This window comes from Alicyclobacillus acidoterrestris (assembly GCF_022674245.1).
Classification (GTDB): Bacteria; Bacillota; Bacilli; order Alicyclobacillales; family Alicyclobacillaceae; genus Alicyclobacillus; species Alicyclobacillus acidoterrestris.
In genome coordinates, this window is the sequence record NZ_CP080467.1 from 219305 (window position 1) to 233548 (window position 14244).

Annotated in this window: 11 protein-coding genes; 6 read left to right on the top strand and 5 right to left on the bottom strand. The window is 52.8% G+C overall.

Annotated elements, in window-relative coordinates:
• Nucleotides 1-119: 119 nt before the first annotated feature.
• Together K1I37_RS00940 and K1I37_RS00945 are read right to left on the bottom strand one after the other, a co-directional pair.
• A complete protein-coding gene (locus K1I37_RS00940; RefSeq protein ID WP_021295496.1) occupies nt 120-1562 on the bottom strand; it encodes a hypothetical protein in 1443 nt (480 codons plus the stop codon).
• 172 nt (nt 1563-1734) lie between these two features.
• A complete protein-coding gene (locus tag K1I37_RS00945) occupies nt 1735-2937 on the bottom strand; it encodes a transposase (RefSeq protein WP_242215927.1) in 1203 nt (400 codons plus the stop codon).
• Between the two features lie 297 nt (nt 2938-3234).
• Here K1I37_RS00945 and K1I37_RS00950 point away from each other — a divergent pair, with 297 nt between their 5' ends.
• The gene (locus K1I37_RS00950; RefSeq protein ID WP_152498694.1) at nt 3235-5169 is read left to right on the top strand and encodes a sensor histidine kinase; all 1935 of its coding nucleotides are present in this window, start codon (nt 3235-3237) and stop codon (nt 5167-5169) included.
• 99 nt (nt 5170-5268) lie between these two features.
• Nucleotides 5269-6231, top strand: a complete 963-nt coding sequence (locus K1I37_RS00955; protein WP_021294726.1) for an alcohol dehydrogenase — start codon at nt 5269-5271, stop codon at nt 6229-6231.
• Nucleotides 6232-6300: 69 nt separating this feature from the next.
• Here K1I37_RS00955 and K1I37_RS00960 read toward each other — a convergent pair whose 3' ends face one another.
• Nucleotides 6301-6663: a hypothetical protein gene (locus tag K1I37_RS00960; protein WP_152498693.1), complete on the bottom strand. Its 363-nt coding sequence runs from the start codon at nt 6661-6663 to the stop codon at nt 6301-6303.
• A gap of 419 nt (nt 6664-7082) precedes the next feature.
• Here K1I37_RS00960 and K1I37_RS00965 point away from each other — a divergent pair, with 419 nt between their 5' ends.
• The 4 genes from K1I37_RS00965 to K1I37_RS00985 all read left to right on the top strand — a co-directional run bounded on the left by K1I37_RS00965 (nt 7083) and on the right by K1I37_RS00985 (nt 11293).
• The gene (locus K1I37_RS00965) at nt 7083-7961 is read left to right on the top strand and encodes a hypothetical protein (protein ID WP_021294724.1); all 879 of its coding nucleotides are present in this window, start codon (nt 7083-7085) and stop codon (nt 7959-7961) included.
• A 534-nt stretch (nt 7962-8495) separates the two neighbouring features.
• A complete protein-coding gene (locus K1I37_RS00970) occupies nt 8496-9659 on the top strand; it encodes a C40 family peptidase (RefSeq protein WP_021294723.1) in 1164 nt (387 codons plus the stop codon).
• Between the two features lie 218 nt (nt 9660-9877).
• Nucleotides 9878-10423 (top strand): NUDIX domain-containing protein, encoded by a 546-nt coding sequence (locus K1I37_RS00980; protein WP_322790866.1) that lies wholly within the window; start codon nt 9878-9880, stop codon nt 10421-10423.
• A gap of 24 nt (nt 10424-10447) precedes the next feature.
• Nucleotides 10448-11293, top strand: coding sequence for a fumarylacetoacetate hydrolase family protein (locus K1I37_RS00985; RefSeq protein WP_322790877.1), 846 nt, complete (start codon nt 10448-10450; stop codon nt 11291-11293).
• A gap of 47 nt (nt 11294-11340) precedes the next feature.
• Here the strand turns inward: K1I37_RS00985 and K1I37_RS00990 are convergent, their stop codons facing one another.
• Nucleotides 11341-12474 carry a transglutaminase domain-containing protein gene (locus tag K1I37_RS00990; RefSeq protein ID WP_021294720.1) on the bottom strand — a complete coding sequence of 378 codons (1134 nt, stop codon included), beginning with the start codon at nt 12472-12474 and terminating at the stop codon, nt 11341-11343.
• A gap of 145 nt (nt 12475-12619) precedes the next feature.
• The gene (locus K1I37_RS00995; RefSeq protein WP_021294719.1) at nt 12620-14170 is read right to left on the bottom strand and encodes a S53 family peptidase; all 1551 of its coding nucleotides are present in this window, start codon (nt 14168-14170) and stop codon (nt 12620-12622) included.
• Nucleotides 14171-14244 lie beyond the last annotated feature (74 nt).

A 14244-nucleotide genomic window follows, 5' to 3' on the forward strand; every position in this document is an offset into this window, starting at 1 on the left:
TTGATTTGGTCACGGAACACTCAGTTGATGAGTCTTCCCACGGATGTAGGACACATTAGATAGTCTATGACATCAATTCACCACAATTCTAGCAACTTCAAACTGTCGGAGATAGTGGTTCACGATTGTGGAAGGTGGACGGATTGTTCCAAGGTCGTCCAGACTGTTCCCGCATTATCCTCCAGCGGAATGCCTTGAACGGTGACCGGCAGGTACGTTTGTCCCTGTTTTTCTGCAGTCACTTGATACTGTTGCCCAGTTGTCGTGATAAAGGTTAGCGTCGCCATTGTGTCAAGGATTGACGCGGGTTGGTTTGGCGCGTTGCTGGCGGCGGTCGCTGTTGCGCCCGATGACACACCCTCTGACGCCACGTTCGTCAACCCGTTAATGGCTGCGACCAGTTTTTGAATGGTGGTGGCATCGGTAATCTTCATCGACGCATTGTCCGAATTTTCCCCCGAAGTGCCAGAAGCCGCGCTGTTGGCTGCGGACGCGGTTGCCGATCCGGTGACGGTTACGTCGACCTCAGAGACATTGGAAGGGAGATATGTGTCCTGTGGCCTTGGAGGCAGGACGACATCCGACACCCAGTAGTCGACCAGCGTTTGCCCATTGTCGATAGGCTCGAAGCTGACCGTGACGGAGAGTGGATCCATACTTTGTTGTGATGTGGGCGCGAAGATCAGACTTTCGGAATAGGTTCCCGTTTTGAAGTTGCCGGTTTGCCCTGAGCCGACTTGATGATATCCCTGTGCGGGAAATGCCTGTTTGTACCACGCCTCGACACTGTCCATCGGGGCTTCTATCGTGTACTCTGCTGAGCCCGTCTGGACGTAATCTTCGACTGGTATGCTGTGATTTGCATCAGGAAAAGCCTGCGTCGATGGTTTGAGCGACGAAATGAAGGGCAGGGTGAGGGTCACAGGCGACGCAGGCGGGACAGGTGGCGTTGGCAGCCCCTCGTCTTGCGCGTCCGCGTTTGCAAGGGTGAGCGAGAACGTCGTATTGAGCGGATAAGAAACCGGGCTCGCGTCCGTTGTTTGAAATGCATTTGTAAAGGTCCAGGCAGATCCGTTCCAGGTGCTGGAGATTCCCAACGATTTGAACGTCTTCATCACGTAGTAGACGGGCAGATAATCCTCTGTGCTCTGCCCCTTTTGTTGAAGCACGGGTGCATATTGAACCGGCTTGAAATTGACTAAGGTGATAAACTGATTGTTTTTCGGCGAGTGGTAGGACAGTGTTTGTTCGCTGGGCGCGGTTGATCCCACTGGCAGGAGCAACTGCAGTTGGTTGGCGCCGCTTATCCAATGGGCGTCTAAGCCGAGATTGCGCGCGATGGTTTCCACGTCCATGGCGGGTAGCCAACTGGTCTGTTTGCCGGTGACCGGGTCGGGTGCCACGATGGATGGGATGGACAAGACCTGTTTGCCGGAAATCGAGATAGGAATCTTGTGTTGCGTGTTTGCAGCGTGCACGGATGGTGTCATCAAGAACGGCGTGGCGGCCATCGCCGCGATGGCGAGTGGTATCAATCGGCCGCGGGTGGTCATCGTGTGCATGTGGTTTCCCCCTTCAACGTAAATTGCTATTTTCTTCTTCTGTTATAACGAGCGTTTTGCAGAATGGTCGTTTTGGGTGGAGGTGAAAAAGGAACAACACCTAGGGTAAGCAGACAATATTCCATATATCGGTATTCTTGCGCCGTGTCTCATCAGGTCAACTTGTTATGATTTATGCAGTTTTCTTGTGTCGTTCGATATGGTTCACAGCTAGTGCCGATGCAAGTAACACGATCGCGTTGAGGAACATGTACGCCTTTACTTTTCGGATGCCTCGGACATGGACGTCGTTTGCCGTCAAATTTGTCTTAAGCCTTGCGTTGCAACGCTCTACAGCAGTTCGCTCGTTGTATAACAACTTCCAATTCTGCGTGCCTCGGTGTGGTGTGCAGTACCGCCGAATATCTTCTGTGATCCGCTTTTTGACCACCATACCGTAGTTGGATTCGGAACATGCCGCGATTCCAAGCGGACAATCCACCTTCCCAACCGCGTGCGGACAGCGAAACTTTAGTCGGTCACCGTCCGCACCCCAATACACCATGTTATATCCCATCGTGCAACGCGGCGTCCCGTCCGATGCGATTCCTTCAGGCGGTTCTTTTTCACCGCGCTTGTTCATCGCGATAATCGCCTGTGCACCATATTGACGAACCGTTTCATAGTTTTTGACTTGATCATATCCAGCATCCATCATGACAAAGTCGATTTTCCAACCGTGCGTCGTCACGACGTGTTCCAGCAATGGCGCCGCCATCTCACCATCAAAGACGTTCGCTGGTGTGACATCCAAAGCAACTGGCAGTTCACTCGCGGTGTCCACAGCCAAGTGGAATTTGTATCCGAACCAAGCAAGCTTGTTGCCAAAGGTATCGTATTTTGCGCCCCAGTTGGCATTGCCCGTTTCCTGGCTCTTGGACTTAGGTTGTTTTTTCTCGTAGGACTTCACGGCGGCACTGTCCACAGCCAAATGGCGTCCGTTGATGATGCTCGCTTCTTTACATTGACTAACCAGGTCAATGAAGAGCTTCTCAGCGAGACCCAACTCAACAACGGCTGAAAACACGCGACTCAGTGTGGAGACCGACGGGGCTGCTTCGTCGATTCGAAACCCACACTGGTAGCGAAAGCATATATCTAGCGCCAACCGTTCATGAAGCCTTGTGAACGTTGAGATTCCTTCAAGCGGAGCAGCCAGCAATGCACGCAGAATCGCTTCACGATTCATAGGTTTCGCGCCTTGGGGTGACTGTTTTCTCAATTTTGAAGCATAGGGTTGTAAATCCAAGACAGCAAAGAACAAGGGCAGACGATCGCTGGAGTCAATTTCTAACCAGTCTTCAAAGGAAAAGAGCGATGGTTGGAGAATATACATAGTGGGACTTCCCTCCTCGAAAATTTCTGGTTTGGGTTACTTGAAATTTTCTCGAAGGTTGGGGTGAAGTCCTTTTTCATGCCCTCAGAACCCTTGCCCTGCGGGAGTTTATAAATCTGCAAAACGCTCATAACGTATGAGTGACGGGGTATGTTACAAGTTTCCTGAAATTTAAAGAGAAAGCGGAGGGCAAACAACCGAAAGCGCGGCTTCCCCTGACTGCGTACGCAAAAAGTGCCATTTCCGCATTCCTTAAAAATCCACTATGATTAAGGGGATATAGGGGTGGTAAGCAAGGTGAAAGAGATACCAATGTGTTTTTCCATACGAACCAAGACACTACTAGTCCTGGTGAGTGTGATGGTCATGATTCTCGTGCTCAGTAACGCGCTTTACTACTGGTCGACCAAGTCGATTTTGGAGCAGCGAATCACCGAGCAGAATCGCTTAGTTTCGCAACAGCTCAATCTAGAGATCGGCCAGGCTAGGCGCGGTGAAACATATATCGACAATTTACTCGGGACAGAATTGCGTATGGCGGCTATCGCGGCCGAGCACCAACTGAATCCCGATGCCGCGAAAGTGACCAACGCGCAATTGCGCGAGGTCGCCAAAAATGTCGGTGTCAGTGAGATTACGCTGTTTCAGCCGACAGTCAATGACATTGTCGGGGTGAAATCGTCGGATCCCAAAGAAGTGGGATTAAGTACGAAGCAGATGAATCTGTGGTACAAGGCTTTTCAAGATCTCTTAAAAGGAAAGCCGCAATTGTCGACATACGGTACGGCGATGAAAGACTTTTGGACAGGCCCGTTTGCTAATGCCACGTCTGATCCGACCAAGGTGGATAAGTGGGGGTACTACTATGACGGATCAACCAATTATATTATCGATCCCTTCATTGAAAGCTCATCACTCGAAGACTACGCCGATGACGTGGGGACGGATACGTTTATTCAGCAGCTTCTCAAGTCGGAGCCTGCGATTGTCGGGCTGACCGTTTTGAACCAGAATTTCGGCACGAAACCGATTCAATATCGGTATAAACAGACGTCCTGGGTGGACGTGGCCAATCAACCTGTCATGTATGGCAAGTACACCTATCAAAATAAAGCTCTTGACGTCGCAGAGAAAAACGCTGCGTTGCGGACGCAAAAAATCCAGACTGTGCTCGACGATGTCCATGGGCACAAGGTCGTGAAGACGTTTATGCCGGAGTCGCAGAGCGGCACGAAGTATGTCGTGGAAGTGGTGACGGATTACGGTACGATTACCCGCACGCTGCATAAGCAGTTGCACAACAGTTTAATGATTTCGCTTGTCCTATTGGTCCTCATCGTGGTGATTGCGTATTTCGCGTCGAGCTTGTTGATTCGTCCGATTCGCGAGATTGCGGATAAGGTCAACCGGTTGGCCAATCACGACTTCAATGAGCCGGTAGTCGTTCGACGCAATGACGAAATTGGAGATCTGGCCAACCGCGTCAACGTCATGTCGAGAAGTTTGTACGATTACCTGCGAGAGTGTATTCGTCGAGAACGGGGGCAGGGTGTCGATTATTTGCGGCTGGTGACACAGTCCATGGTGCATGAGTTGAAGACGCCGCTGGTTGCGATGAAGTTTGCGCTGGACTTTCTGCCCAAAGTGGAGCCGGAACTGTCGGAGCGCGGGGTCGAATTGGTGCACCGCATGAAATTGGCTGGTCAGCATGCGGACAATGTCGTGCACGAATTTAACGAGTTCCTGAAGAATGGACATGTCGTTTTTCAAAGTGTGCCGGTGGTCGATATTGTACGCGATGCACTCCGCATTGTTGGGCCGATTGCGGATAAGCACGCCGTGTCGACGCAACTGCAGGTTGCAAAGGATGCTTACGAGGTGAAAGCATCGGTCGATAAAGAAAAGTTATGCATGGTGCTCGTCAATCTCATGAAAAACGGTATTGAGGCAATTCCACCGGACGCGCTGCACAAAAGTGTCTGCGTCAAGCTGCATGTTGTCGAAAATTATATTCACCTCGATGTTCAAGATTCCGGAACCGGTATTCCGAAGGACGAGTGGGAGACCATTTTTACGCCGTTCCGTTCGTCCAAACAGAATGGGGTAGGACTGGGGCTCGCCTTTTGTGGGTTTATCGTGCTGGCGCACGGCGGGCATATCGGAGTTCAGGACAGCGGTGAAACCGGCACGACGATACGGATTACGCTGCCGATCGCTCATGAAGCCCATTAGAAGCCCATTAATTGATTGAGGGTAATGGTATGAATTTGCATCGTGCAGCCCAGTCCGCTACGCTACTGAGGCAAACTATGGCGTTGGAGTGTGAGGAACATGGCGACGATGAAAGCAGTACAGATTCCTGAGCGAAATGGTGCACTTCAATTGGTGGAACGGGAAATACCAGAAGCTGGACGCGGTCAGGTCCGCATTCGCGTCGAGGCATGTGGTGTGTGTCACGGAGAAGTCGTGGCCATTGAGGGCCATTTTCCGCACATGCAGTATCCGAGGATTCCTGGACACGAAGTAATCGGCGTGATCGATCAGATTGGCGAAGGCGTTCTGGGCTTTGAGGTCGGTGAACGGGTTGGGGTCGGCTGGAATGGTGGTCACGACCAAGTGACAGGGCTGACGATGGACGGCGGTTACGCCGAGTATATGGTCGCTTTTGCAGATGGCCTTGCCCGCATTCCGGACGGGCTGTCGGCCGTCGATGCCGCGCCTTTGATGTGTGCAGGTGTGACGACGTTTGGGGCGCTGCGCAACAGTGCGGCCCGCGCGGGGGATTTGGTGGTTGTCCAAGGAATTGGCGGACTGGGACACCTTGCAATCCAGTACGCGCGCAAGGCAGGGTTCCATACGGTCGCCGTATCGCGTGGACGCGATAAAGAGGCTTTGGCGCTGAAACTTGGGGCCCATCGGTACATTGATACACTGTCGGAGGACGCGGCGAAATGTCTGCAGGAAATGGGTGGCGCCAAGGTGATTCTGGCGACAGCACCGAACGGTCAGGCCATCGCGCAACTGTTTGATGGGTTAGGGGCGAATGGGGAGATGATTGTCGTCGCCGGATCAGGTGATGCTATGCCATTGTCCCCGGTGCAGATGCTCAATGGGCGGCGCGCAGTCCGCGGTTGGACGGCAGGTCAAGCGAAGGATTCTGAGGAAACGATTCGCTTTAGCGTACTGACGGATGTCCGGCCGATGATTGAAACGTTCCCGCTCGAACAGGCAAATGAGGCGTTTGAAAAGATGATGTCGTCAAGCGTTCGATTCCGCGCTGTACTGACGATGTGAACGGTCATTGTGGCGCTGACAGGCGGTGTCGCTGGGCACTGCCTGTCAGCTGTGTGACCCCCGTGCGGATTAGGCGTCCTTTTCCTCGGCAATCGATTTTACGAATTTGTTGAAGTCTACTTCGATATCAGATTGAGGTAGACCTGCAATATGCACTTTGCCGTGCAGCCGTGTACTCACCATATGCGCGATTTGTAAATCCTCTAACCGCACACCTTCGGTGCGGCACAAACAGGCGGATAATTGGTTCTCTGTACGTTTATCGGCCTCCACGTGGATTTCCACATGAACTGGATAGACGCGGCCCGATTGCTTACTCTTGACCCGCGTGTCGCCCGCCCATGTGAACGATGTCCCATTCTGCTGAAAAGGTGCGGGATTCTCTCTGAGACATTTCTCTACAACCCACTTTTGCAACGCTGGTTTAGCCAATCCAATCACCTGCCCAAAAGAGTACCTAATCACGACACAACGACGTTAGGTTATTCTCCTCGTCTCCGTATCGTGCCCACGAAAATGTGGCGTTATCACGACAATGTGTGCACTACATGTGCCGATAGCGCGCGATTATGAGAATATCACAGGGGACGGAAATTGCGCAGCTTGACAAATGTCATTCATTGCCTGGGCACAAAGCCCCCACACCGGGACACTTGGCACCGTAATTTCTATATGACGAGTTGCGATAGACCAACTTTTATGTCGACTAGGCGGTTATTGTGTCGATTTCCTGTTAGACTGAAGAGGTGTGTTGTCATCGCGATGGATGGAATTGCGTTGCGATGTCCGCTATTTTATCGGCACAGTCATCCTGGTGACTGTGTTCAAACCCTACGAAAAGGTGAATGCTCGTGCAAGATGCCAAGCTTAATTCGAATCCGCTGATTCGGTCTGTGATTCATACATCGTTTCGCACTGCTGTTCGCGATCTCGGTTTCCCCGAGATACCCAAGGACTCGTTTCAACGAGAGATTTCACCGTATTTACGGGCCCCTGGAAGCCTCTTTGACGACAGCCCGGAAACGCTCGAAAAACTGTGGAACGCCATCCTTCGCGGCGAAGTCGTGGTGACGGAAATGGAAGGCGACACCATTGTGTTTTACGTGCGCGGGTCCGTCGGACAACGGGTACTGGACGTACGATTGGCGTGGCATGGTCTACAATGGCATGTCACATCAGTGGTGTCGATGTACCATCGACCGCTCTTGCGGTGGAACTGGTTTTACCGGATTGCGTTTGCCGTATCCGTGGTTGTCGCCGGTATCATCGGTTACGCGGTTCACGCCCCGCAATCGGCTAGCAAACCTGCCACGGCTTCGACTGGACAATGGGACAGCGTGACAACCGGTGTCGGTCAAGCCAAGACTACAGTGAACACAACGACGAATACGACCACCTCAGCCGTACCACAGACTGGGAACGACACGAGCGCCGCGAGTGACAATACGACGTCTAATACGACGGGCAATTCGACCAGTGGCGGCACAGGTCATTCTACGTCATCGAGTGCTTCTGCTTACACGTTCACATTGAAACCAGGGATGTCAATTCACGACTTGTCTGTTTTCTTACACGCGCATCAGTTGATACATGAACCAGCGGTTCAGTTTGACATGGTGCTCAAGAACGCCGGTTTAGATAGGACGATTCGACCCGGGCGCTATACCTTTAAACCTGGGATGACGAAGAGTCAAATTCTTCACGTCATCAAGTCGGGCCCATCTAAGTAAACACGGTGGACGCGCGGTTTGGGGCGAGGGGTGGGGGCTGTGGCGCGGAGCCGGGGGCTGGCGGCGTCGGGATCGAGTGCTGGGAGCCGGAGCTGGCGCAGATAAGGTAGGATATGTGCCCTATTTTCGGATTTTCGAGGGATTCCATGGATTTAAGGCACGCAAAATACCCTATTTACTCAAAAGCTGCCCGATAAAGGCGGAAAACCAGGGATTAGTGCAGATTAGATGCCTTATTTCCACCGAATCGGCCGTGGGTGTCTTAATAAGACATTCGCGCCGGGCATCCTCTGATGCTCCTCGAATCCCCGCCCTCCACCGATAGGTCAACATGGGCACATTCCGTGCAGTAATCCAATCCGCTCGCCTGAACACCTTACCTTCCTAGCGCGCACGCATAGCCGCTATGACATCGTTAATCACCGATTGTGGGATGCCGTCAAAATTTGAATTGACATGCAGGAAAACGTCAACTTATGTCGAAGATTAAGGACTTAAGAGAAGAAAATATAAGTCGGGTTTGAGAGGTCGAGAATGAACAGCAAGCTAAAAGGAATATCCGCAGGAATTTTGCTGATAGGTACGTTTGCACTTTCCGTCCCTTCTGCGAAGGCCGATACGTTATCACAAGACAATCAGAAGTTGCAGCAGTTACAAGATGAGCAGTCGCAGGTGCAAAGTCAAATTAGTCAGTCCCAAATGAAGGCCGCGGCGCTCAAGAATGCAATTACAAGTTATGACAACGCCCTACATACCTTGGATACGAAGATTTCGGCTACCAATAGCCAAATGTCGTCCCTCCAAAAACAACAAGATGCCCTCACTCAACAGTTGGAACAGAACAAGAAGGAACTCCAGAAACAGCAAGATGAGCTCACCGATATGGTCAGAACTGCATACGAAAACGGGAATGTCTCTTATTTGGGCGTGTTGTTCCAGGCCAATAGTTTTTCCGATTTTCTATCGCGTCTATATGATTTGACGCTCATTTCGAATACACAGAACCAGGTGGTTGATTCTGTGCGACAACTTCGAAAGAGCATCATTCAAAAGCAGGACCAAGTGAAAGCTTCTCAAGCGAAATTGCAAGCTGTGCACGACCAATTGGCGGCATTGCAACAGTCTGACCAGTCCATTAAGGCCCAGCGCGAAGCTGATTTGAAGAATATTGAGGACAATATCGAAGCTGGTAAAGAAAAGCAAGGTACGTTGGAGAGCCAAATCCAGTTGACGCAGTCTCAAATTCAAGCCATTCAGCAGCAGACGCAGGAGGCTGAACAGCAAGCAAGTAACCCGACGTATGTCGCGCAGCAAACTGCGAGCTTGGCGAACGCCAGCGCGAGTGCGATTATCCAGTACGCGCAATCGTTCTTGGGTACGCCGTATGTCTGGGGTGGAACGTCGCCGTCCGGTTTTGACTGTTCTGGATTTACGCAATATGTGTTAGGGCATGAAGGGGTTTCGATTCCGAGGACCTCTGAACAACAGTTTGCCACGGGTGTTCCTGTATCCGAGAGCAACCTGCAACCGGGTGACTTGGTGTTCTTCAGCACTTATGCTCCGGGGGCAACGCATGTCGGTATCTATATGGGTAGTGGCATGATGATCGATGCGCAGGATATGGGCGTTTCGATTGACAGCATTAACAACTCCTACTGGGGACCGAAATATATCGGAGCACGTAGATATATTAAGTGATCTCCGAGTGCGGTAACCTGTTCGTTTATCGGTGCAAAGGCGACCTTTGTCTATCAAAGGTCGCCTTTGTGTATGGATAGACGGCCCTTTGTTAAGAAACCTCGTTTTTCTTCTTCCGTGGGATTGCGTATGATGAGAGTAATCAGAGCTTAAAGCGGGTGATGAATATCGCGGCCAATTTCTGTATGTCGTGCGGTCACGCACTGGTGACGAAGCTGATGGACGGCGTTCCAAGGCGTGCTTGTCCCGTTTGTGAATTTGTACATTGGGGGAACTACAGTATTGGCGTCGGGGCGCTTGTGTTCCGGGAGGATCGTATATTGCTTGTTCGGCGGGCGCAGGAACCGGGGCGTGGCATGTGGACGAATCCCGGTGGTTATACAGAACAGACGGAGCCCATTCATGTGACCGTCGAGCGGGAGGTGCTGGAGGAAACCGGTATCACTGCGAAGGTCGATCGGATTATTGCACTGCGTGATCAGCCTCGGCAAGTACATAATCTGTATGTCGCGTTTGCACTCCGCTACATTGCGGGCGAGCCGCGTGCGGATGGGGTAGAGGTGGATGACGTAGGGTTTTTTACGGCAAGTGAAATGCAGGGGATGAATGTAGCGGGGCTGACGAAGTGGTTGGTGGATGTTGCAAAATCGTCTGCCGTCAGTGGCAGCGGGCTCGGGCTTGATTTCAGCGAGTATGTGACATCCGAACAAAATTGGTTGTTTCGGCCCCACAGCGGTCGTGCGCAGGCCGGGCAAGGCGATTAAAAGGAGGCGGAGGATTTGAAATGGGTGAGTTTTTATGGTCCATCCGGTATTCGGGTAGGTGTCTGGCGGGATAACGGGATAGTCGATGTCACCCAGGGTCGTGATCGACCGACGTTTCCGGCGTCCATCATGGATGTCATCGCGATGGATGGGCACGATGTCGAGGCCATCCGCTCATTTGTCGAAGCGGCGACCGAGTTTTTGTCACCGGATGACGTCCGATTTGCCCCGGCGGTCCAAAGGCCGAGCAAAATTCTCTGCGTCGGCCTAAACTACCGCAGGCACGCAGAGGAGACCGGGATGCCAATTCCGGAGTATCCGATTTATTTCAGCAAATTCCCAAATAGCCTGGCTGCCAGTGGGGAGACGGTGACGATTCCTGGGAATGCGAGGGAAATCGATTTTGAAGTCGAACTCGTGGCCATTGTTGGACGCAAAGCGAAGCAGGTGTCGGTGGAGGTTGCGTTGCAATATGTGTTTGGCTACGCCACAGGGAACGACCTGTCGGCGCGCGATTTGCAGTTTCGTACCGGGCAGTGGCTTTATGGCAAGGCAATCGACGGGTTTTCACCGCTTGGCCCATGTATCGTCACAGCCGACGAAGTGGGCGATCCACAAAACCTCGGGCTGAAGTTGTGGCACAACGGTCAATTGATGCAGGATTCCAACACGGGAGACATGATTTTCTCGGTCGCCGAGGTGATTTCCGACCTGTCGCAAATCATGACGTTGGAGCCAGGCGATTTGATTTACACCGGGACACCCGAGGGCGTCATCATGGGGCGGTCGGAGAAGCGGTGGATCGCGGCGGGTGACGAAGTCGTCTGCGAAGTGTCGGGGCTCGGTCGGTTGGTGAATCGGTTTCAATGACCTTGCGCGGCTGGGGGATGGCGATGCCTCCCCCTTCTGCCAAGGATTTAGGTTGTGCTGCTCGGATCAATGATAATGGCAGTTTGCTGGATGTGCGTCTGGTCGAAGGTCGATTGCGGGACGTCAAACCATGCGTCTTGCGAGGCGCCCCAGGTGGTGTCCACCGTGATCCAACGTTGTTCATTGGGCAGATAGACTTGATTCCACGCATGGCTGCCGTAATCCCCGCCGGTGCCCCCGATTCCCTCGTCAATTTGCACCTTGAGACCCGCTGCGTGAGCCAAGTCCGCATAGAGTAGCGCGTAGTCGGCACACACGCCTTTCCCAGTGCGCAGGGTGTCGAGTGGGGATTGTTGATCCCATTTTCCGTGGTATACATAGTCGTCGTATTTCTTCCAATCGTAACTGATGTGATGAATTTCCCACTCGTACAACGCTTTGGCCTTTTGCTTTGGATCCGTCATTCCTTGTGTCAGCTGGTGTGACAAGTTGGCTATTTGGGTGGGAACCAACAAGACCCCGGTTTCTTGCCCTTTGGTGCCCGATGGTACGGCAAACATACTGATGTTTTTCGTCAGTGGCTGGAACGCATCTTGGGATAACACAGGCAATGTTTTGGCTACCAGCGGTTTTAACCAGGGTTCGTAGATACGCGCACTGAGTGTCTGGTAAGGTGTCGATGCCGCTGCCTGCTTGGACAATTGCGGAATCGACAAATACTGCAGGGCGATGAAGATGATGGCGCCGACGACGGCGGATCGAACAATCCCCATGATGGCCCCGACCGCCCCGCCGAGCAGGCGGCTTTCCTGTAGTGGCCGTGGCATCCAGGTAGGGATGAGGCCGACGATCAGGCCAATGAGGTTACGCAACACGCCCGCGATAATGAGATAACAGATGGCAAACGCAATCCACATCCCAATCTTCGGATTGGCTTGCCATGCAACGAGGATTTGGGCCAGCCAATGGGGTGAATTCGCAGTGTTTTGTTGCGAGGCCACCTTACTGACGGCATGGCTCGCCCACCAGCCTATGGCGACGGACGCGATGCCCACCGCGATGGAGATGATTTGCCACACGACAAATCGACTTTCCCGCCCAAAGCCGCGGCCGAAGCCTGCGAGGACGGAACCTATTATGATGACGGTAAGTACGATAGTCACCCAGTTGTAGGTCACCACTGTGCACGCTCCTTGAAGATCGCAAATGCTCCTGGTCGAGGGGTTCATCATCTTGATTGGCTCGACGCAAGGCATGATACGTTTAGTCTAGCACAGCAAAAAAGCGTCGCCACTGGGCGACGCTTCCGTGGTAAGGACAACCAGTTTATTGATATGTCTTTCCCTCGTATTCGACAAAGCCAACAGGGTGATGGACGAAGTGAATCACCGGATCACCCGGATTTCCGACGCTTGGGTAAGCGTCATTCTGCGGGATATATTCACCTTGGAGCTCGATGGAGCGCCCCGCTTTGAGATCTGGTATCGGTCCGGACAGCCCTTCGTCGTCGCCATAGCGGATGGCCACAAACGCATATCCCTTGACGATGCTTGGGTCCGCTCCGCGAATTGCGAGTACGTGGACGTCGCGCAATAACAGTTGGTGATGGTGCACGCCATGGACGAGTGCATCGGCTTCCACTTTGTGAATCGTCGCCAGTACGCGAACCACCGGACACTTGGATGTGGACTTTGGCAATACGGACGGTGCCTGGTCTGAACGCATGGAACCAACCGCTGGTGCGGACGTGACAGGTGTATCGTCGAGTTGCGCTACGTACTCGATGAATGCGCTGGCGTCGATGGATCCAAAGCCCGTGCACGCATCCCATCCAGGCGCTGCTTGATATCCGGTTACACCGTTGAACGAATTGTTTCCGACGGTGATATCCCGGTACGGGATGGAATGGTAATTCGTGTAGAGTAGCGATGTGAGATTTTTAACTGGCCCTTTTCCAAGTTGTGCACGCCGCTCGTTGAGCAGGGCCACAATGCCTGCAAATACCGGGCAGGACACGGAAGTGCCGCCGACAATGGCATTTTGCCCTTGGAAGATAATTTGGTAACCACTCGCAGGGTCTGCGTTGAACGAGATGTCGGGTAACCCTCGGCCTGTGCTGTTAAAGGACGATTGATAGCTGGGCTTTGGAAAGACGTCACTGAATCCGCCACCTGTGGCGCCGCCATTTTGTGGTCCGTTGTACGTCCAGGCCGTTTCGGTTCCATCTGGGTTGAGGTGCGTTCCGCCGACGGCTACAGCAAATGGCACAGATGCGGGTGCGTCCGCGTGCCGCTCAGGCACTCCGCGCGTATCGTGCATGCCGTATGCGCCCTGGTCTCCGGATGAGATGCATACCGTAACGCCCTTTTGGCTCAGTTGTTCAATCAAGTCGGCGATTTGTGTGAGTGCGTCCTGGTCGAAGGACGACTCGGCGTCACCGTATGAAATGGACAGGACGGAGGGGTTGTGTGTGGTATCGTTGAGTACGTACTTGAGACTTGCGATCACGGCATCGGCAAATGTCTCGAACGTCTGCCCCGCGTTGGCCTCATAGACAATCAGCTTCGCACCTGGGGCGATAGCGCCAGCCCACTGCAAATCCAGCGACGCCTCTTCATCGTCCGGGCTGCGCCCCCCGTCATTGCGGGTTCCGTCTACGGAGACGAAAGCGACATTCGCAACCTGGATACCGTGTTGTGACCAGAACTGCTTTGCGTCGTTGATACTGTATCCATTTGAGAATTCGAGGATACCGATACTTTGGCCGCTACCTGTTAGGTTGCTTGGTATATTGTACAAGCGACGAATGTCTTGCGGGAAGTAACCCTTTCCCTGATTGACGTCTGTTTCGGTGGCAAACAGAATGTTTCGCTTCATGCACAACCCATCCTTTCGGTATGCGAGAGTGGTGAAAATTGTGATTACTACCACAATTACTATTATATTCGATT

Coding starts and splice junctions, on each gene's coding strand:
- K1I37_RS00955 (WP_021294726.1), top strand. CDS start 5,269: ATGGCGACGATGAAAGCAGTACAGATTCCTGAGCGAAATGGTGCACTT.
- K1I37_RS00995 (WP_021294719.1), bottom strand. CDS start 14,170: ATGAAGCGAAACATTCTGTTTGCCACCGAAACAGACGTCAATCAGGGA.
- K1I37_RS00945 (WP_242215927.1), bottom strand. CDS start 2,937: ATGTATATTCTCCAACCATCGCTCTTTTCCTTTGAAGACTGGTTAGAA.
- K1I37_RS00940 (WP_021295496.1), bottom strand. CDS start 1,562: ATGCACACGATGACCACCCGCGGCCGATTGATACCACTCGCCATCGCG.
- K1I37_RS00980 (WP_322790866.1), top strand. CDS start 9,878: ATGGACGGCGTTCCAAGGCGTGCTTGTCCCGTTTGTGAATTTGTACAT.
- K1I37_RS00970 (WP_021294723.1), top strand. CDS start 8,496: ATGAACAGCAAGCTAAAAGGAATATCCGCAGGAATTTTGCTGATAGGT.